Origin of the sequence: Pediococcus pentosaceus ATCC 25745, from assembly GCF_000014505.1 — a bacterium.
Taxonomy (GTDB): domain Bacteria; phylum Bacillota; class Bacilli; order Lactobacillales; family Lactobacillaceae; genus Pediococcus; species Pediococcus pentosaceus.
On the sequence record NC_008525.1, the window covers coordinates 491,834 to 512,196 of the forward strand.

Genomic DNA, 20,363 nt, shown 5'->3' on the forward strand with positions numbered 1-20,363 from the left:
TGTATACGATAATAGAAAGGTACATAAATTATTTTTAAATTTAAGATTGTAAGGGGATTAACTATGGTAAAAAAAGTTGCAGTGTTAGGAGCCGGATCATGGGGCAGTATTTTAGCTAACATGCTTGTCCAAAATGGCAATGATGTAGTTGCATGGACGAACATGGAGGAACAAGCTAAAGAACTTAACGAGCAGCACTCCAATGAACATTACGTTCCCGGTTTTAAGTATGACGAACGTTTAGTAGCAACAACCGACTTAGAAGTAGCGTTGAAGGATGTTGATGCGGTATTGTTTGTTGTACCAACCAAGGTAATGCGATTAGTTGCCCAACAAATGGTTGAAGTTTTAAAGAAAACTGGTCAAAAGCCAATTATTGTTCATGCAAGTAAAGGTTTGGAACTTGGAACGCATAAGCGTTTGTCAGAAGTATTAGCGGAAGAAATTCCTAGTGAATTACGTCAAGCAATTGTAGTTCTTTCAGGTCCAAGTCATGCTGAAGAAGTTGCTAAGCAAGATTTAACGCTTGTTACAGCAGCTAGCTCAGATTTAGCAAGTGCTGAAGCAGTTCAAAAATTATTTATGAATAATTACTTCCGCGTATATACTAATGACGATATTGTCGGAGTTGAAATGGGTGCCGCACTTAAAAATGTAATTGCAATTGGAGCCGGAGCATTACATGGCTTGGGTTACGGCGATGACGCTAAGGCAGCTTTAATCACACGTGGTTTAGCTGAAATTTCTCGTTTAGGAGTAGCCTTTGGGGCAAACCCACTCACTTTCATCGGTTTATCTGGTGTAGGTGATTTGATTGTTACGGCAACTAGTGTGCATTCACGAAACTGGCGTGCGGGTAACGAACTTGGCCAAGGTATGAAACTAGACGAAGTTATTGATACAATGGGAATGGTGATTGAAGGAGTTCCTTCAACTAAAGCCGCCTATGAATTAGCTCAACAAAAAAATATCGAAATGCCAATTACTGAAGCTATCTATGATGTATTGTATAATGAAAAGGGTGTCAAGGAAGCAATCGACGAATTGATGCATCGTGACGGTAGGTCAGAATTAGAGTAAAAATTTTTGGAGGTTAGGTATTCATGAAAAAAGTACGTAAAGCAATTATTCCTGCAGCAGGATTAGGAACTAGATTTTTACCAGTAACCAAAGCTTCACCTAAGGAAATGTTACCAATTGTTGATAAGCCAACAATTCAATACATTGTGGAAGAAGCTCGCAAGTCTGGAATCGAAGATATCCTAATTATTACAGGTAAAGGTAAACGTGCTATCGAAGATCACTTTGATGCGGTTCCTGAACTAGAAGAAAACTTGAAAGCTAAGGGCAAGAAGGAAATGTTGAAGATGGTGGAAGAAACCACTGGCTTAAATATGTACTTCAAACGTCAAAGTCATCCACGTGGATTAGGGGATGCTGTATTAACTGCTAAATCATTCGTTGGCAACGAACCATTCGTGGTTATGCTTGGTGATGATTTAATGGAAGACAAAGTTCCGTTGACTAAGCAATTGGTAGATTCTTTTGAAGAAACTGGTGCTTCAACTTTAGCTGTTTTGCCAGTTCCTCATGAAGAAGTATCTAAGTATGGGGTTATCGATCCTTCTGAAGAAGTTGAAAAGGATTTATACAACGTTTCTAAATTCGTTGAAAAACCAGCCGTAGATGAAGCACCAAGTAACTTAGCAATTATCGGACGTTATGTACTTACGCCAGAAATTTTCAATATTTTGGAAAAACAAGGCCTTGGTGAAGGTAATGAAGTTCAATTAACCGATGCCATTGATACATTAAATAAAAAACAACGCGTATTTGCCAAAGTATTTAATGGCGACCGTTACGATGTAGGTAATAAGTTTGGCTTCTTGAAGACTAATATTGAATATGGTTTAAAACATCCTGAAACAAAAGATGAATTAAAGACCTACATCAAAGAATTAGCCAAAGAACTTGAAGAAAAATAATTATTGTATTTAAAATCAAGCGATTCTGGGTTGACCGGATCGTTTGATTTTTTATATAAAACAAAATGATAGACAGTTATTAAAAGTAAGTGTATAGTGAATGCATTATTAAAAGTGTGGAGGAAAGAGAATGACAAAACAATATGATGTTGTTATTATTGGGGCCGGCCCAGCCGGAATGACAGCGGCCTTATATGCTTCCCGTGCAAACCTATCGGTAGTGATGCTAGATCGTGGAATCTATGGTGGTCAAATGAATAATACTGCTGATATTGAAAACTTTCCTGGCTTTAAATCTGTTTTAGGACCGGATTTATCAAAAGATATGTACGAAAGTTCAACTCAGTTCGGCGCTGAATATGCTTACGGCAGTGTCGAATCCATTCGAGATGACGGAGCTACTAAACTCGTCAAAACTGATATGGGTGACGAGTTCGAAGCTAAAGTAGTTATTATTGGTACTGGTTCTGAATATAAGAAATTAGGTGTACCAGGCGAAGAAGATTTTAGCGGACGGGGCGTTTCGTACTGTGCGGTCTGTGATGGAGCCTTTTTTAAAGGGACAGATGTTGTAGTGGTCGGTGGCGGAGACTCTGCTATTGAAGAAGGTTTATACCTAACACAATTAGCTTCTAAGGTTACCGTGATTCATCGTCGTGACCAACTACGGGCTCAAAAAATTATCCAAGATCGTGCTTTTGCCAATCCTAAGATGGAATTTGTCTGGAACAGTAATGTTACAGAAGTAGTTGGTGAAGGTAAGGTCACGGGCGTTAAAGTTAATAATAACCAAACTGGCGAAGATTCATTTATTGAAGCAGCCGGAATATTCATTTACGTAGGGGTAAAACCCATGACGGCCGCCTTTGCGGACTTAGGTATTTTGGATGAACAAGGTTGGATTCCAACTGATGACCATATGCATACTAAGGTTCCTGGAATTCTAGCTGTTGGTGATGTACGTAAGAAAGATTTACGTCAAATCACAACGGCCGTAGGTGACGGTGGCGTCGCTGGACAACAAGCGTATGAATATATTCAAGCTTTAAATGATTAAAGTCAAAATAAGCCGCGGTGAAAACCGGGGCTTTTCTTTTTGCCAAAATTCAAAAAGTGATTGGTCTATACCTAAAATTAAAAAAACGCTTTCTGGTATTCCATGGGTATTGTATAATGAAAGTAACTATAAGTTACATCATAGGAGGATTTTTGAATGAGTTGGGAAGATTCTGTCAAAGAATGGCAAGATTATGCAGATTTAGATTTTAATTTAAAAAAAGAATTAGCAACTTTAGCTGAAGATAAAGATGCTTTAAAAGAAGCCTTTTATGCTCCAATGGAATTTGGTACAGCAGGAATGCGTGGCGTAATGGGCCCTGGTATCAACCGGATGAATATCTATACGGTTCGTCAAGCAACAGAAGGTTTAGCTAATTTTATGGATACCTTGGATTTTACTGATAAGAAACGGGGAGTGGCGATCAGTTTTGATTCCCGCTATCACTCACAAGAGTTTGCTTTAGCAGCAGCTGGTGTTTTAGGTAAGCATGGTATTCCAAGTTTTGTTTTTGATAGTATGCGTCCCACTCCAGAATTATCATATACAGTACGTGAGTTAAACACTTATGCTGGAATCATGATTACTGCTAGTCATAATCCTAAACAATATAATGGATATAAGATTTATGGTCCTGATGGCGGACAAATGCCACCAATGGAATCTGATAAGATTACAGAATATATTCGCCAAGTAACTGACATCTTTGGTGTTGAAACTCTTACTCAAAGTGAATTAAGAGCTAAGGGCTTAATGACCATTATTGGTGAAGACATTGACCTCAAGTATCTTGAGGAAGTTAAGACGGTATCAATTAATCATGAACTAATCCAACGCTTTGGTGCAGACATGAAGTTGATCTACTCACCATTACATGGTACTGGAAAAGTAGTTGGTGGACGTGCGTTAGAAAATGCTGGTTTTAAGGATTACACTATGGTCCCTGAACAAGCAATTGCTGACCCAGAATTTATTACAACGCCATTCCCTAACCCAGAATTCCCACAAACTTTTGATTTGGCTATTGAATTAGGTAAAAAGCAAGATGCTGACCTTTTGATTGCCACTGATCCGGATGCCGATCGTTTGGGAGCTGCCGTTCGTTTACCAAATGGTGACTACAAATTATTGACAGGAAATCAAATTGCAGCCCTGATGTTAGAATACATCTTAACTGCGCATGATGCAGCGGGTGACTTGCCAAGTAATGCAGCTGCCGTTAAATCAATTGTTTCTAGTGAACTAGCAACCAGAATTGCCGAAGCCCATCATGTAGAAATGATTAACGTTCTAACTGGGTTTAAGTACATTGCTGACCAAATTAAACATTACGAAGAAAATGGCGACCATACCTTTATGTTTGGTTTCGAAGAAAGTTATGGCTATCTTGTTCGGCCATTTGTTCGCGATAAAGATGCCATCCAAGGAATTGTCCTATTGGCTGAAATTGCTGCTTATTATCGTAGTAAGGGGCAAACCTTATATGACGGTCTTCAAAACTTATTTACTACTTACGGATATCATGAAGAAAAGACCATTTCAAAAGATTTCCCTGGAGTTGACGGTAAAGAAAAAATGGCTGCCATTATGGAAAAGGTTCGTGAAGAACGCCCAAGTCAATTTGATCAGTACAAGGTATTAGAAACTGAAGACTTCTTAGCTCAAACTAAGTATGAAGCAGACGGATCTACCCAAGCTATCAAATTACCAAAAGCGGATGTTTTGAAATTTACATTAGATGATGGTACTTGGATTGCAATTCGCCCTTCTGGAACAGAACCAAAAATTAAATTCTATATTGGTACAGTTGGCGAAGATGAAAAAGATGCTTTGAATAAGATTGATGTTTTTGAAACAGCTATTAATGAACTTATAAAATAATATTTAAAGAACTATGACGGAGCTCAAATTGAATGGTTATGCGCGATTCAGTTGGGCTTTTGGAGCATAGTTCTTTTTTATTCTAATTAAGTGAATCGGAAATGGTTTTGTGATAGTATTAGTAACAATTTAAGTAAGTTTAAGGAGAGATTGCCATGGGAATGCATCAATATTTGAAGAGTTTAAGTAATTTAGAAACAATTTATCGGGCACCAGGATTTTTTAAATATCAAAAACACTCGGTTGCAGAGCATTCGTTTAAAGTTGCTGAAATTGCCCAATTTTTAGGTGATATTGAAGAAAATGCTGGTAATGAAGTTAATTGGCGCTCACTTTATGAAAAATCATTAAATCATGATTATAACGAACGTTTTATTGGAGATATTAAAACCCCCGTTAAGTATGCAACACCGGATTTACGAACGATGTTAGCTAACGTGGAAGATTCCATGAAAGACAATTTCATTAAAAATGAAATACCAGTAGAATTTCAAGGAGCTTACACGCGTCGGCTCTCAGAAGGTAAGGATGACACATTAGAGGGAAAAATACTTTCTGTGGCCGATAAAATTGATTTATTATATGAATCATTTGGTGAAATTCAAAAGGGAAATCCGGAAGATGTTTATACGGAAATTTATAAGGAAAGTTTACGGACGATTGTTGAATTCAAAACGATGGCCAGCGTGGAGTATTTCTTAGATAATGTCTTACCAGACCTTTTGAATGAAGAGTTTACTGATCAACTTAAATTGGAACGCATTAGTCGTGCAATTATCGCGTAGTTAAAAATGGCGAAAGTATGTTCGGTGTGATAAAATAGCTATGGTTAATTTCGAGTAAATATAATTTTAGGAAATGGCTGAGAACTGATCCTGATCGGTTCAATCTCAGTCATTTTGTGTGAACGGAGGAAAACGAATGATTAAACGTGAGAATGATCGTGAATTTGAATTGGTTTCTAAGTACCAACCAACGGGGGATCAGCCAACGGCGATCAACGAATTAGTTGACGGTATTAAAAGTGGCGAGAAAGAACAAATCCTGTTGGGTGCAACGGGTACCGGGAAAACTTTTACGATTTCTAACGTAATTCAAAAAGTGAATAAACCAACTTTAATTTTGTCACACAATAAAACTTTGGCGGGCCAATTATATGGCGAGTTTAAACAGTTTTTCCCGAATAACGCGGTAGAATATTTTGTTAGTTATTATGATTATTATCAGCCTGAAGCATACGTTCCATCTAGTGACACTTATATTGAAAAAGACTCATCAATCAATGATGAAATCGATGAGCTCCGCCATTCCGCTACTAGTTCACTACTTGAACGCAATGATGTGATTGTGGTGGCTTCTGTTTCAAGTATCTTTGGTTTGGGTGATCCTCGAGAATACCAAGATCAAGCCTTAACACTTCGAGTAGGGCAGGAGATTGATCGAAATAAGTTACTACGAGAATTAGTTGATATTCAGTACGACCGTAATGATATTGATTTCCAGCGTGGCCGTTTTCGGGTGCATGGCGATGTAGTTGAAATTTTTCCGGCTGCTAATGATGCGCATTCCATTCGAGTAGAATTCTTTGGGGATGAAATTGATCGAATGCGTGAAATGGATGCCTTAACGGGAGAAATTATTGGTGATCGAGATCATATTACAATTTTCCCAGCAACCCATTTTATGACTAACGAAGATCGAATGGAACATGCGATTAAGAACATTGAAGCGGAATTGAAGGACCGTTTGGAAGAATTAGATGGTGAGGGAAAACTCCTAGAAGCGCAACGTTTACGACAAAGAACGACCTATGATATCGAGATGTTAAAAGAAATGGGATACACCAACGGGATTGAAAATTATTCCAGACATATGGATGGTCGTAAACCAGGTGAAGCACCTTATACTTTACTAGATTTCTTCCCCGATGATTTTCTATTGGTCGTAGATGAATCCCACGTAACTATGCCACAAGTACGCGGTATGTACAATGGGGATCGAGCTCGTAAGCAACAATTAGTAGATTACGGGTTTAGATTGCCAAGTGCGTTGGATAACCGACCCCTTAAATTAGAAGAATTTGAAAAACATATTAACCAAGTGGTTTATATGTCAGCTACCCCAGGTGATTATGAAAATGAACGAACTAATAACGTTGTTCAACAGATTATTCGACCAACTGGGTTATTGGATCCAATCATCGAAGTACGCCCAATCATGGGCCAAATGGATGATTTGCTAGGTGAAATTAATCAACGGATTGAAAAAGACGAGCGTGTATTTGTAACAACTTTGACGAAGAAGATGGCCGAAGATTTAACCGATTATCTGAAAGATATGGGAATTAAGGTTGCTTACTTGCATAGTGATATTAAGACGCTGGAAAGAACCCGTATTATCCGTGATTTACGGGTAGGCAAGTATGATGTTTTAGTAGGAATCAATTTGCTTCGTGAAGGAATTGATGTTCCGGAAGTATCTTTAGTAGCGATTTTAGATGCCGACAAGGAAGGTTTCCTTCGAAATACTCGTTCGATGATTCAGGTGGCTGGGCGTGCGGCACGTAATGAAAATGGACACGTTATTATGTATGCTGATCATATGACTAAGTCCATGCAAGAAACCATTGATGAAACTGCACGACGTCGTACGATTCAAGAAGCATATAACCGTGAACATGGAATTACTCCTCATACAATTAAAAAGGATATTCGTTCGTTGATTTCATCAACCAGTGATACTGAGGATAAAGGTAAAAAAGACGACTTCTTGGACGTTGATTTTGCCGACATGGATAGTAAGGATCAAAAAGAAATGATTGCAAACTTGGAAGATCAAATGCGAGCGGCTGCTAAGAAGCTAGACTTCGAAAAAGCAGCTAACTTGCGAGATACCGTTTTAGAATTAAAAGCACAGATTGGTTAGGAGGCCTCTTTTTTGGCAAATGATAAAATTGTTATCCACGGTGCACGAGCACATAATTTAAAGAATATTGATGTTACCATTCCACGCGATAAACTAGTGGTGGTGACAGGGTTATCTGGATCAGGAAAGAGTTCATTGGCTTTTGATACCCTCTATGCTGAAGGTCAACGACGCTACGTAGAAAGTTTGTCAGCGTATGCTCGTCAATTTTTAGGGCAAATGGATAAGCCAGATGTTGATTCAATTGATGGACTTAGTCCGGCTATTTCGATTGATCAAAAGACAACTTCTAAAAATCCTCGTTCAACAGTCGGGACCGTAACCGAAATTAATGATTATTTAAGACTATTATGGGCGCGAGTTGGTCAACCAATCTGTCCCAATGATGGTACACCGATTACCAGTCAGACGGTCGAACAGATGGTGAATCGAGTTTTGGATTTGCCGGAACGTTCCAAGGTGCAAATCATCTCACCGATCGTCCGTGCTAAAAAAGGCCAACATAAAAAGGTTTTTGAAAAAATCAAACGTGAAGGCTTTGTGCGGGTACGAGTAGATGACGAAACCATGGATGTTGAAGAAGTACCAGAATTGGATAAGAACAAAGTTCACACCATTGATATTGTGGTCGACCGTGTGGTGGTTAAAGACGGAATTCGGTCTCGTTTATTTGATTCATTTGAAGCAGCTTTACGCCTCAGTAAGGGTTATGCTACAGCAGATGTGATTGGTGGCGAACCAATCTTGTTCTCAGAACATTATTCCTGTCCGGTTTGTGGGTTCACAGTGGGAGAACTTGAACCCCGACTATTTTCATTTAATGCCCCTTTTGGAGCATGTCCTGAATGTGATGGATTAGGAATTAAATTGGAAGTGGATGAAGATTTAGTCATTCCGGATCCATCTAAGACGTTACGTGAAGGAGCAATTGCACCTTGGAATCCGATTAGTTCGCAATATTATCCAACCTTACTAGAACAAGCTGCTAAAAGTTTTGGAATTGATATGGATACTCCTTTTGAGGATTTACCTAAAGCAGATCGCCAGCTCGTTTTATATGGTTCTAAAGGTAAGAAATTCCATTTCCACTATGAAAATGATTTTGGTGGAGTTCGGGATGTGGATTCCGTATTTGAAGGTGTAATGGTTAACATTGATCGTCGCTATCATGAAACTAATAGTGATTTCACGCGAGATCAAATGCGGTTATATATGCGCGAATTAACGTGCCAAACTTGTCATGGTTACCGTTTGAATCGAAAAGCTTTATCAGTAAAAATTGATGGAAAGCATATTGCCGAAATTTCAGCTTTACCCATCGATAGTGCCATGGAATTTTTCGGTAATTTAAACTTTTCGGAGCAGGATACAGCTGTTGCCACTCCAATCTTAAAAGAAATCAAGGACCGTTTGAATTTCTTACGTAACGTGGGATTGGAGTATCTAACTTTGAGTCGCTCGGCTCGAACACTTTCAGGTGGGGAAGCCCAACGGATTCGTTTGGCGACTCAAATTGGCTCGAATTTATCTGGTGTACTATATATTTTGGATGAACCTTCAATTGGTTTACATCAAAGGGATAACAATCGATTAATTAGTTCCCTTAAAAAGATGCGGGATTTAGGTAACACGCTAGTAGTTGTTGAACATGATGAAGATACGATGTGGGCTGCTGATTATCTTATTGATATTGGACCAGGAGCTGGTGAAAATGGCGGTGAAGTCATGGCAGCTGGTACTCCTAAGCAAGTGGCTAAAAGTCGTAAATCACTGACGGGTAAGTATCTATCCGGAAAGAAATTTATTCCAGTTCCAGAAACTAGGCGTACGGGTAATGGTCAATCTATTAAATTAAAAGGGGTACAAGAAAATAACCTTAAAAATATTGATGTTGACTTCCCATTAGGTGAATTTGTCGCTGTAACGGGAGTTTCTGGCTCAGGTAAATCTACGTTAGTCAATATGGTTTTAAAACGAGTTTTGGCTCAAAAATTAAACCATAATTCTGAAAAACCAGGTAAATATAAATCGGTTAGTGGTATTAAAAATATTGAAAAAGTTATCAATATTGACCAATCTCCAATTGGCCGGACCCCACGAAGTAATCCGGCAACTTATACGAGCGTTTTCGATGATATAAGAGGCTTATTTGCTCAGACTAATGAAGCTAAACTCCGAGGATATACGAAGGGTCGTTTTAGTTTTAACGTCAAGGGTGGACGCTGTGAAGCATGTAAGGGTGACGGAATTCTAAAAATTGAGATGAATTTCTTGCCAGATGTTTACGTTCCTTGTGAGGTCTGTCATGGAACACGTTATAACTCAGAAACACTTGAAGTTAAGTACAAAGGCAAGACAATTGCTGATATCTTGGATATGACGGTGGAAGAAGCAACAGATTTCTTTGCTCCCATCCCTAAGATTGCTCGTAAACTTCAAACCATTATTGATGTAGGATTGGGCTACGTACATTTAGGACAATCAGCTACTACCCTATCTGGTGGTGAAGCGCAACGTATGAAGTTAGCTTCCGAACTACACAAAAAAGCGAATGGTAAGAACTTCTATATCCTAGATGAACCAACTACTGGTTTGCATACAGACGACATCAAACGTTTGTTAGATGTATTACAACGTTTGGTAGATAATGGTAATACTGTTTTAGTAATCGAACATAATTTAGATGTAATTAAAACTGCCGATCACTTGATTGATCTGGGTCCTGAAGGGGGCGCTGGTGGTGGACAAGTGGTGGCTGTTGGTACACCGGAAGCCATTGCTGCGGTACCTGAAAGCTATACTGGTAAATATTTGAAAGAAGTTCTGGAGCGTGCTCAAGAACTTAGTCAGAAATAATACAAAAGGGGCAATTTGTGCTCCTTTTTATATAACTTAAAAAAGACACGCCCGGATGTGTTATACTGGAGTAGCTACCTTTATAGGAGGAATTAATAATGAATGAACGACTACAATTTGTTGTGGTAACAGGAATGAGCGGGGCTGGTAAAACAGTCGCAATGCAAAGCTTTGAAGATTTAGGATTTTTCTGTGTGGATAATATGCCACCTGCTTTATTACCAAAGTTTTGGGAATTAATTAAAGAAAATGGAAAAATTAGCAAAGTAGCGTTAGTCGTAGATTTAAGATCACGAGGTTTTTATGATCAAATCTTAGGGTTACTTACTGGTGAAGAAGAACAACATAATATTAAAACGGATGTTGTATTCTTAGATGCGACGGATGAAGAATTGGTTGCTCGCTATAAGGAAACTCGTCGCGCTCATCCGTTAGCAATGGATGGACGGGTAGCTGATGGCGTTCGTAAAGAACGCGAACTTTTATCACCGATTAAATCAGAAGCACAAATTGTTATTGATACAACTAATATGACACCTCGTGAGTTACGAAGTGATATTTTTGGACATTTCTCAACGAATAAGACGATTCCTAAGTTCCACATTGAAGTTGTTTCATTTGGCTATAAATATGGTAGTCCAATTGATGCCGATATCATTATGGATGTCCGCTTTTTACCTAATCCATACTATGTTACTGAATTAAAAAATAAAATTGGAACGGATCCAGCAGTTTATGACTATGTCATGAATCAACCGGCTACCGAAGAATTTTATACGGATTACTTAAAATTATTGATGGATATTATGCCAGGGTATCAAAAGGAAGGTAAATCTAACTTAACGATTGCCATCGGCTGTACTGGTGGTCAACATCGTTCAGTTGCTATTGCAGAACGTTTGGCAAAAGATTTATCTAAAAAATATGTTACAAATATATCGCATCGAGATGCGCATAAACGAAAGGAAACGGTAAATCGATCATGACCAGAAAAAAAGGTCCTAAAATTGTCGTAATTGGTGGCGGCACGGGACTACCAGTTATCCTTAAAGAATTACACCAACGCAATGCTGAAATTACTGCGATTGTAACGGTCGCAGATGACGGTGGTTCATCGGGTATCATCCGAGATTATGTTAACGTAGTTCCGCCAGGGGATATTCGAAATGTAATGGTCGCTTTATCTGACATTGCCCCTGAATTTAAAGATATTTTTCAATATCGCTTTAGAAGTCAAGATAAGTTTCTTGCCGGACATGCTATTGGTAATTTGATTATTGCGGCGCTTTCCGAAATGCGTGGTGGGATTGATCCAGCCATTCGAGAATTATCAGAAATGCTTCAAGTTGAAGGCCATGTTTATCCTGCCAGTGCACAACCTTTAGTGTTACATGCTAAATTTACGGATGGCACGCTGTTAGCAGGGGAAGCTGAAATCACAGCGGCTCATAAAGACATTAAAGAAGTGTGGGTGGGTAACAATCCATGGAGCGAAAATAAGAAACCCCATGCTGTACCGGAAGCACTGCAGGCGATTGAAGAAGCCGATGAAATTATTTTAGGGCCCGGTAGTCTATTTACCAGTATCTTGCCCAACTTAATGATTGAAGATATTGGACGTGCTGTACTTAAAGCGAAAGCTGAAATTGTTTATATTTGTAATATTATGACTCAAAAGGGTGAAACTATTAATTTTACAGATGCGGAACATGTACGAACATTGAATCGGCACTTAGGACAAAACTTTGTCGATACCGTACTCGTTAATACCGAAATCGTGCCAGAATCCTACATGGATTTCAATCGCTATGATGAAGTTTCCAAACAAGTAGTTCATGATTTTAAGGGATTACGGGAACAGGGTGCACGAGTAATATCGGACAATTTCTTATTGTTGAGAGATGGTGGAGCGTTCCATGATGGGCAGAAAGTTGTAGACGAATTGATGAATGTTTGTAGCAACCCCATCAAGAAGCGTGATTAGGAGGTTCAGAATTTGTCATACGCAAGTGAAGTAAAAAAAGAACTGACAAGTTTGGAAGTTCACGAAAAAAATGCTAAGGCGGAATTGATGGCGTTAATCCGAATGAACGGTGCAATTGGTATCAATAATCGTCAGCTTACATTAAATACACAAACTGAAAATCCAGCCATTGCTAGAAGAATTTATTCTTTACTTAAAGAATTTTATCATTTGGAAGCAGAACTTAGTGTTCGACGGAAGATGAAATTGAAGAAGAATAACTTGTATATCGTTCGTTTACGAACGGGCGTTAAGGAGTTATTGAATGATTTATCGATTTTAAAAGATGATTTTCAGATTAACGAAAAAGTTCCGGAAGGTTTGTTGACCGAAGAATCAGAATTACGGTCCTATCTACGAGGAGCCTTTCTAGCTAGTGGATCGGTAAATAATCCAGAAACTAGCCGTTATCATTTGGAAATTTATTCCCTTTATGAATCACACAACCAAATGATTGCTGATTGGATTAATAAGTATAATTTGAATGCTAGAACGACTGAGCGGCGTAGTGGTTATATTGTTTATTTGAAGGAAGCAGAACATATTGCTGATTTTCTACAATTAATCGGAGCAACTAATTCGATGCTCAAATTTGAAGATGTTCGAATTATGCGTGATATGCGGAATTCGGTTAACCGTTTGGTCAACTGTGAGACGGCTAATTTAAATAAAGTTGCTAATGCATCGATGAAACAGATTAACAACATCCAATTTATTGATGAAACAGTCGGATTAGGTGAATTACCACCTAAATTGCGTGAAGTTGCTGAGGCTCGTTTGATTCATCGAGAAGTTAGTCTTAAAGAACTGGGTGAATTAGTACCTGGTGGTCCAATATCTAAATCGGGTATTAACCATCGCCTGAGAAAAATTAATCAATACGCTGAGAAGCTAAGAGCTTAATTAAAGCAAGAGGATATCTTCAGAAATACTTGAAGGTGTCCTCTTTTTTACACAGTGTATATTGTAAGGGCTTAATGTAATTGTAATGTAAAAGATTGGAACAAATTATTATGCTAATATTGACTACGATAGATGAATGTCAACTAGGTAAACAAACTAAAGGGGAATACGAGTTTATGAATTCTAAATTACATTACAAAATGTTTAAAGCGGGTAAAAAGTGGGCCTTTGCAAGTATCGCAGCTGCCAGTTTAGGGATCATTGCTTTAGATGCTAATGCAACTAATGTTCGTGCCGATAGCACCGACAATGATGCTACTGATACGGTTGATGATAGTACGACTACTTCACCCGTAAGCGAAGCGAGTGTTACATTAACGAAGACTTCTTTACCAGCTAGTTCAGCAACTAGTGCTAGTGTGACTAGCTCAGCAACTTCAGCAGTTACAAGTACTGCTACTTCCAGCGCTGTAAGTAAATCTGCAACTAATTCGGTGGTGACTTCGAGTTCTGCTAAGAGCGCGATAAGTTCATCTGCTACGTCAACTGCAAGCTCTAGTGCAAAGAAATCAGTTGCTAGTTCAGCGGCTTCATCTGCTAGTGAAAAAACCGTTTCAAGCACTGCTAAGAGCGTTGCTAATAGCTCAAGTGTAGTTAAAAATACAAGTTCTAGTTCTACTAAAAACTCAAGTGCAGCTGTTTCAGTAGTTGCGCATTCAAATTCGAGCGCCGCTTCTTCGACAGCTAGCTCCAAAGCTGCTATTAAAACGAGCTCAGCTACTAGTGTAAGTTCAAGTGCGGTCTCTAAAACAAGTAGTGCTGCTACTACTTCTAAAAATAAAGCGGTAGATAAGAAATCAACTTCAAAGGACTATACGATTGATTATACGCATCAATTAAGTGATGACGAGGGTAGTGATCAGCAAACTAAAAATAACGTAATCATTGCACACGCCACTGGAGTTTATGCACCAGCTGAAAATGTAGCTATTTTTGAAAAACGTGAATGGGACAGTAGCGAAAGCTATGTTCAATATATCGTTGGTGATGGTGGAAAAGTTTATGCAGTTGGACAAGAAGGATACGTCGCTTGGGGCGCAGGCGAATGGGCTAATGAAAATGCTCCTGTTCAAGTTGAGTTAGCACAAACATATTCTGATAGCCAATTTAAAAAAGATTATCAAACTTACGTTAACCTACTAAGGGATTCTGCTAAGAAATGGAATATTCCAACCAGTCTAGATAGTAATGAATATCGTGGTATTAAATCTCATGTATGGATTACTAATCATGTTTGGGGAAACCATGTAGACCCTTATGGATATCTTTCGACCCATGGTATTTCACAAACTCAATTTGCCCATGATCTTCAATATGGATTTGGTAGCAGTAGTGATTCAAGTAATAATACATCTAATGATAGCAACAAAAATAATGCTAACAACAGTAATAAAAATGATTCAAATAGTAATAAAAATAATTCAAGCAAGATAAATGTTGGCGATAAAGTAACCATCAAGACAAGTGCTAAGCATTGGGCAACTGGACAAACAATCTATAGTGCCGTTAAGGGCAAGACTTACAAGGTTATCCAAGTTAACGGTAGTCGCTTACTGCTTGAAAAAGTTTTAAGTTGGATTAATACTTCAGATGTTACTACTGCTAGTTCTTCAAATCATTCAAATTCAAACAAAAATAATGGTAACAAGAATGATAGCAACAAAAATAACAGCGACAAAAATAATAGTACTGCCAACATTAAAGTAGGTTCCAAAGTAACTATCAAGTCGAGTGCTAAACATTGGGCAACTGGGCAAACAATCTACAATGCCGTTAAGGGTAAGACTTATAAAGTTATCCAAGTTAATGGAAACCGTTTATTGTTAGATAAGGTTATCAGTTGGATTAACAAGGGTGACGTTACGGTGCCAGGGTCTTCATCATCAAATCAATCCAGTTCTAACAAAGGTAACAGTAGTAATAGTAATAAAAATAACAGCAGCAATAAGATTGGTGTAGGTTCCAAAGTAACCATCAATAAGAATGCTAAGCATTGGGCAACGGGTCAATCTATTTACAATCCAGTTAAGGGCAAGACTTACAAAGTTATCCAGGTTAACGGTAGTAAATTGCTTTTAGACAAAGTTATTAGTTGGATTAATAAGGCGGATGTAACATTAGCTGGCTCAAAATCCAATTCAGGTTCATCAAACAAGAATAACGCGGCTTCCATGCATAATGTGAATGTTCATTTAACTAACAAACATTGGACAACTGCACAAACTAATTTTGTAAATGGTATTGCAGCAGATATTGTTAACGTATGTAATAGTAATAAGCTCTATGCTTCCGTAGCTATGGCTCAAGCAGTTTTGGAAAGCGGGTATGGAACTTCATCACTTGCTCAAGAAGCGCACAATTTATTTGGGATTAAGGCTGATAGCACTTGGAAAGGTGCTACCTATACTAAGAGTACTAAAGAGGTTATCAATGGTCGCACAGTTACCATCAATGCCTCATTTAGAAAATATGCTTCTATCAAGGATTCGATTGCAGATTACGCTAAGAAACTTGAATCACGTGCACAATACGCTAATGCATTTGCACCAAAATCAGCTAACTATGTGGCTTCTATTAAAGCTATCAAGGCTGGTGGTTACGCAACTTCAACCACTTATGTTGGTAGTATAATTAACTGCATCAATAGTAATGGTTTCTTTAAATTAGACGGATTAAGCAAAGCCCTTCATCTTTAAGATTTAATTAGGTTAAAATAGGAGACTGGAACATACAATCTGTGTTACAGTCTTTTTATTATATGGGGAAAGGATGAATGGAAGATGAAATATTCAGAGTTTCAATTTGTACAACTTTGGGATGGAAGATTGGGGACTATTACTAAAGTTTTGCCAAGTGGTTATCTTATTGAAGATAATTATTGGGATTGGTTAGCAAGTAAAAATGAGGAAGATCCTGAAAAATACATCTATCCGCATGCTGACATTGAAAAGAATTTCTCAGCCCTCGAAGAGGAAATTGAAGGCGAAGCACAAATTGCCGAAGAAATTTTCGAATTTCGTTACAAAATGATGAAAAGTGCACTAGGAAAATAAAAAAAGACATCGGAATTTTTCCGATGTCTTTTTTATGCCACTAATTATTTTAAGTTAGCATTTTTTTCCATGATACCATCAATCAAACCGTATTCAACGGCGTCTTGAGCTGATAGATAGTTATCACGTTCAGTATCAATATTAATCTTTTCAAGAGGTTGTCCAGAATTTTCAGCTAAAATCGTATTCAATTCTTTACGAGTCTTCAAGATTTGTTCTGCAGCAATCTCAATTTCAGTTTGTTGACCTTGAGCTCCACCAGAAGGTTGATGAATCATAACTTCTGAATGAGGTAGAGCAAAACGTTTACCCTTTGTACCAGATGAAGCAAGCACACTGGCCATTGAAGCAGCCATTCCCATTACGATTGTTTGAACATCAGATTTAATGAAGTTCATGGTATCGTAAATAGCTAAACCGGCGGTAACAACTCCACCAGGAGAGTTGATGTATAGGTAAATATCCTTTTCTGAGTCTTGTGCATCAAGGAAGAGTAGTTGAGAGATGATTGAGTTTGCTAAATCATCGTCAATAGGACCTGATAGCATGATGATTCGATCTTTTAATAGTCGTGAGTAAATATCATAAGCACGTTCACCACGTGATGATTGTTCAATAACTGTTGGGACCAAGTTCATAACTTAGTAACCTCCTTTATTATCGTAAAAAATTTCCTGTTAAATAACTAACATGGCTATAGTTTATATCATTGGTCAAAAAAGGTCAAATATTTTTACTCTTTAAAATAAAAAACAACCTAGCCGGAGAAAATTTTCGACCAGATTGCATATAGCGTCTAATGTACCAGGAGACAATGGTTGTAGCTATTGAATAAATAGTAGTATATAATGCAGTTGTAAGCGAATTTATGCATAAATTCGCTAAGTAATGCGCCATGAGGGAGTCGAACCCTCAGCTTGAGAACCGGAATCTCACGTGCTATCCATTACACTAACGGCGCCTAACAATTTGATTTTACAGTAGGACAGAAGAAAAAACAAGATAATTGCGGAGAATTACTATGGCAATAAAACAAGGATTTAGTCAAAATCAAACTCAACAACAAAAGCAAATCCAACGTTTAGCAATGACGCAGACCCTACAACAGTCGATTCAGATGTTGCAATATAACGTTGAAGAGCTTCAAGATTTTCTCAAACAAAAAGAAATGGATAATCCACTTATTACGGTTGAAATGGCTGCTGAAAAGCCAACCAGTAAGATTTCAGGTGATTCCGATCGACACGAGGCATTTATGAACCAAATTGCTAGCGATACGGAACAATCATTGTTCGACTACTTATTAGATCAGGTTCATTTAACCATGCGAGATACGCCATTAAGACGCCTAGTATTGTTGCTTTTAGACTATGTTGACGATAATGGGTATTTAGGAATATCCAATGAAGCAGTGATTGAAAAGACCGGTGCAGATGAAATTGCCGTGATCGATGCGGTAACTTTACTCCAACAGTTGGACCCGCCTGGCGTGGGGGCTCGCTCGCTCCAAGAGTGTCTAATGCTTCAAACTGAAAATGATACATTTTCTCCAGAACAAGCTTATTTGATTTTGGAAGAATCTTTTGAAGATTTAGTCAATCGTCAATGGGATAAAATCGCTAAAAAATATGATATTCAATTGAGTGATGTCCAAGCGGTTTTTGATTATGTCAGAACATTAACCCCTAACCCCGGAGCAGGATTTGGAAAACAAGAGCATAGTTATATTATTCCAGATTTAATCTTTAGCATTGAAAATGGTGAACCTCAATTACTACAGTCTAAGGCTTCACGTCCTAAAGTCAGCTTCTCACAACATTATTTTGAACAACTTCAAAACGTTGATGAAGAGGTCAAAGCTTATGTCACGGAGAAGAAGAAAGAATACGACTGGATTTCGAAGAGTTTAAGTCAACGGGAAGATACCATTCTCAGAGTTGGAAAGATTATCTTTGAAAAGCAAAGTGAATTCTTTATGAATCAAAGTAAAGAGCTAAAACCGTTGCTTCTAAGAGATGTCGCGAATAAATTACATTTACATGAATCAACAATATCTCGTGCTGTTAACGGTAAATATATTGCAACCCCATTTGGTACGTTTGAACTGAAATCGTTCTTTAGTAATGCTGTTAATCGTGAAAGTGATGTTTCAGCAGATGCAGCAAAAGAAAAGATTAAAAAAATTATCGATGAAGAGGATAAAAGAAAACCTATTTCTGATTCGAAAATTGAGAAAAATTTAAAAGAAAGTGGGATTGCGATTTCGCGGAGAACCGTCGCCAAATACCGCGAAGCCATTGGGATTCCATCTTCTTCAAAACGCAAGCGATTTGATTAATTTAAAAAGCCCCAAATAAGTTGAGTTTAAATTTGCAAAAAAGATGGGGGCTTGTTATAATTTAATTCGTAAGTGAGGTATACAACAAAAGTTAATTCTTGAGTTTGTGTGCCATTTATTTTTAATTTGTTGGGTCGTTTTGTGGCACTGCTGGACAAAACAAGTCCCACAACAGGAGATAACATGGATGATAATGAGATGGATTTATTAGAATCTGTTGTTCCAGGTTTGATTGGTGAATTTCTACAGAGATTTGATATCTTAAAATCAATCGATCTGCTTGCTCCGGTTGGGAGAAGAGTTTTATCGGAACATCTACATCTCAGCGAACGCGTGCTAAGATCACAAACTGATGTGTTAAAAACACAAGGATTGTTGACGAGTTCGCAGGCTGGAATGATGCTTTCTGATGAGGGCCGGCGCGTTATGAATGGTCTCGAACCTGTAGCTAACCGATTCTTAGGCTTAACTAGCCAAGAAAAGCTATTGGCGGAACGTTTGGACATCGAAAGATGTTTTATCGTTCGGGGAGATCGTGCTGACGGAGATGCGGTCACAAAACAACTCGGAACAATTTTAAATGATGCACTTGCAAAATTGTTGCCAGAGGGTAATAATACTATAGTGGTAATGGGCGGTTCAACCATGGCATCGGTTGCCATGCAGTTGTCGCCAGAGCTTTCGAACAATCGAAAGCTAACCTTTGTACCGGGTCGTGGTGGAATTGGTGAATCAGTTGATAAACAAGCTAATTCAGTTGCGGCTTTGATGGCTAAGCGTACTAGAGGTGAAGCCAAGTCATTATACATCCCGGAACAATTGAGTGAGAGCACTTACCACCCCCTTTTAAATGAACCGACTGTAAAACCTGTGTTGGATTTAATTAGTCACGCAGGAGTTGCTATCCATGGTATTGGTAAAGCTGGCGATATGGCCAGACGTCGAGGAGTTAACGAAGAAATCCTAAGTTACCTTCGAAAAGCCAAGGCTGTGGGGGAAGCGTTTGGATCTTTCTATAATCGAGAAGGACGCATCCTATATCAAGTTCATCGAATTGGGTTACAGCTGAATGATGTTCAGCATTTCAATCATGTATTCGCCGTGGCTAGTGGTCATGACAAGGCTCAGGCTATTGAGTCGTACATGAAAATCGCACCGCATCAGACAATTTTAATTACTGATGAAGGTGCAGCAAACGCGATTTTAAAAAAGTAAAGCCATTGTGACTTAACTTTTTAAAATAAATTATTTTTTTAGATTCCTAAAGGAGGAAATCTTACTT

The 20,363-nt window shown here is 38.3% G+C and carries 15 protein-coding genes and 1 tRNA gene; 14 read left to right on the forward strand and 2 right to left on the reverse strand.

The genetic code is table 11. The features are described from left to right. The first annotated feature begins 63 nt into the window (after positions 1-63). The 12 genes from PEPE_RS02185 (at position 64) to PEPE_RS02240 (ending at position 16,743) form a co-directional block, all read left to right on the forward strand. Positions 64-1,080: an NAD(P)H-dependent glycerol-3-phosphate dehydrogenase gene (locus PEPE_RS02185; protein ID WP_002834087.1), complete on the forward strand. Its 1,017-nt coding sequence runs from the start codon at positions 64-66 to the stop codon at positions 1,078-1,080. Between the two features lie 23 nt (positions 1,081-1,103). Further along, entirely contained in the window at positions 1,104-1,985 is an 882-nt protein-coding gene (gene galU / locus PEPE_RS02190; RefSeq protein WP_002834086.1) for a UTP--glucose-1-phosphate uridylyltransferase GalU, read from the forward strand. Between the two features lie 130 nt (positions 1,986-2,115). Beyond that, a complete protein-coding gene (gene trxB, locus PEPE_RS02195; protein WP_002834085.1) occupies positions 2,116-3,042 on the forward strand; it encodes a thioredoxin-disulfide reductase in 927 nt (308 codons plus the stop codon). Positions 3,043-3,198: 156 nt separating this feature from the next. After that, entirely contained in the window at positions 3,199-4,923 is a 1,725-nt protein-coding gene (locus PEPE_RS02200) for a phospho-sugar mutase (RefSeq protein WP_002834084.1), read from the forward strand. Between the two features lie 155 nt (positions 4,924-5,078). Beyond that, positions 5,079-5,708 (forward strand): YfbR-like 5'-deoxynucleotidase, encoded by a 630-nt coding sequence (locus tag PEPE_RS02205; RefSeq protein ID WP_002834083.1) that lies wholly within the window; start codon positions 5,079-5,081, stop codon positions 5,706-5,708. Between the two features lie 136 nt (positions 5,709-5,844). Further along, positions 5,845-7,848, forward strand: a complete 2,004-nt coding sequence (uvrB, locus tag PEPE_RS02210; RefSeq protein ID WP_011673075.1) for an excinuclease ABC subunit UvrB — start codon at positions 5,845-5,847, stop codon at positions 7,846-7,848. 12 nt (positions 7,849-7,860) lie between these two features. After that, entirely contained in the window at positions 7,861-10,704 is a 2,844-nt protein-coding gene (uvrA, locus tag PEPE_RS02215) for an excinuclease ABC subunit UvrA (RefSeq protein WP_002834081.1), read from the forward strand. A 98-nt stretch (positions 10,705-10,802) separates the two neighbouring features. After that, positions 10,803-11,690 carry an RNase adapter RapZ gene (gene rapZ / locus PEPE_RS02220; RefSeq protein ID WP_002834080.1) on the forward strand — a complete coding sequence of 296 codons (888 nt, stop codon included), beginning with the start codon at positions 10,803-10,805 and terminating at the stop codon, positions 11,688-11,690. Further along, positions 11,687-12,688 (forward strand): gluconeogenesis factor YvcK family protein, encoded by a 1,002-nt coding sequence (locus tag PEPE_RS02225; RefSeq protein ID WP_002834079.1) that lies wholly within the window; start codon positions 11,687-11,689, stop codon positions 12,686-12,688. The genes rapZ and PEPE_RS02225 overlap by 4 nt, the downstream gene beginning before the upstream one ends. A gap of 12 nt (positions 12,689-12,700) precedes the next feature. After that, complete coding sequence (whiA, locus tag PEPE_RS02230) at positions 12,701-13,630, forward strand: DNA-binding protein WhiA (RefSeq protein WP_002834077.1); 930 nt, start codon at positions 12,701-12,703, stop codon at positions 13,628-13,630. Between the two features lie 176 nt (positions 13,631-13,806). Further along, the gene (locus tag PEPE_RS02235) at positions 13,807-16,386 is read left to right on the forward strand and encodes a glucosaminidase domain-containing protein (RefSeq protein ID WP_011673076.1); all 2,580 of its coding nucleotides are present in this window, start codon (positions 13,807-13,809) and stop codon (positions 16,384-16,386) included. A gap of 84 nt (positions 16,387-16,470) precedes the next feature. Further along, the gene (locus PEPE_RS02240; protein ID WP_002834074.1) at positions 16,471-16,743 is read left to right on the forward strand and encodes a hypothetical protein; all 273 of its coding nucleotides are present in this window, start codon (positions 16,471-16,473) and stop codon (positions 16,741-16,743) included. A 44-nt stretch (positions 16,744-16,787) separates the two neighbouring features. On the opposite strand, the gene clpP is transcribed toward PEPE_RS02240, so the two are convergent. Beyond that, positions 16,788-17,381: an ATP-dependent Clp endopeptidase proteolytic subunit ClpP gene (clpP, locus tag PEPE_RS02245; protein WP_002834073.1), complete on the reverse strand. Its 594-nt coding sequence runs from the start codon at positions 17,379-17,381 to the stop codon at positions 16,788-16,790. A gap of 251 nt (positions 17,382-17,632) precedes the next feature. Beyond that, a tRNA-Arg gene (locus tag PEPE_RS02250) sits at positions 17,633-17,704 on the reverse strand. 60 nt (positions 17,705-17,764) lie between these two features. Between PEPE_RS02250 and rpoN the strand changes: the two genes are divergently transcribed. Together rpoN and PEPE_RS02260 are read left to right on the forward strand one after the other, a co-directional pair. Beyond that, positions 17,765-19,081 (forward strand): RNA polymerase factor sigma-54, encoded by a 1,317-nt coding sequence (gene rpoN / locus PEPE_RS02255; RefSeq protein WP_011673077.1) that lies wholly within the window; start codon positions 17,765-17,767, stop codon positions 19,079-19,081. Between the two features lie 183 nt (positions 19,082-19,264). After that, positions 19,265-20,296 carry a sugar-binding transcriptional regulator gene (locus tag PEPE_RS02260; protein WP_002834070.1) on the forward strand — a complete coding sequence of 344 codons (1,032 nt, stop codon included), beginning with the start codon at positions 19,265-19,267 and terminating at the stop codon, positions 20,294-20,296. Positions 20,297-20,363: the final 67 nt, after the last annotated feature.

What these genes read in the sequence shown, in the direction of transcription:
- PEPE_RS02235 (WP_011673076.1), top strand. Translation starts at nt 13,807, where the DNA reads ATGAATTCTAAATTACATTACAAAATGTTTAAAGCGGGTAAAAAGTGG.
- PEPE_RS02260 (WP_002834070.1), top strand. Translation starts at nt 19,265, where the DNA reads ATGGATGATAATGAGATGGATTTATTAGAATCTGTTGTTCCAGGTTTG.
- rapZ (WP_002834080.1), top strand. Translation starts at nt 10,803, where the DNA reads ATGAATGAACGACTACAATTTGTTGTGGTAACAGGAATGAGCGGGGCT.
- PEPE_RS02185 (WP_002834087.1), top strand. Translation starts at nt 64, where the DNA reads ATGGTAAAAAAAGTTGCAGTGTTAGGAGCCGGATCATGGGGCAGTATT.
- PEPE_RS02225 (WP_002834079.1), top strand. Translation starts at nt 11,687, where the DNA reads ATGACCAGAAAAAAAGGTCCTAAAATTGTCGTAATTGGTGGCGGCACG.
- PEPE_RS02200 (WP_002834084.1), top strand. Translation starts at nt 3,199, where the DNA reads ATGAGTTGGGAAGATTCTGTCAAAGAATGGCAAGATTATGCAGATTTA.
- galU (WP_002834086.1), top strand. Translation starts at nt 1,104, where the DNA reads ATGAAAAAAGTACGTAAAGCAATTATTCCTGCAGCAGGATTAGGAACT.
- trxB (WP_002834085.1), top strand. Translation starts at nt 2,116, where the DNA reads ATGACAAAACAATATGATGTTGTTATTATTGGGGCCGGCCCAGCCGGA.
- PEPE_RS02240 (WP_002834074.1), top strand. Translation starts at nt 16,471, where the DNA reads ATGAAATATTCAGAGTTTCAATTTGTACAACTTTGGGATGGAAGATTG.
- clpP (WP_002834073.1), bottom strand. Translation starts at nt 17,381, where the DNA reads ATGAACTTGGTCCCAACAGTTATTGAACAATCATCACGTGGTGAACGT.
- uvrB (WP_011673075.1), top strand. Translation starts at nt 5,845, where the DNA reads ATGATTAAACGTGAGAATGATCGTGAATTTGAATTGGTTTCTAAGTAC.
- rpoN (WP_011673077.1), top strand. Translation starts at nt 17,765, where the DNA reads ATGGCAATAAAACAAGGATTTAGTCAAAATCAAACTCAACAACAAAAG.
- PEPE_RS02205 (WP_002834083.1), top strand. Translation starts at nt 5,079, where the DNA reads ATGGGAATGCATCAATATTTGAAGAGTTTAAGTAATTTAGAAACAATT.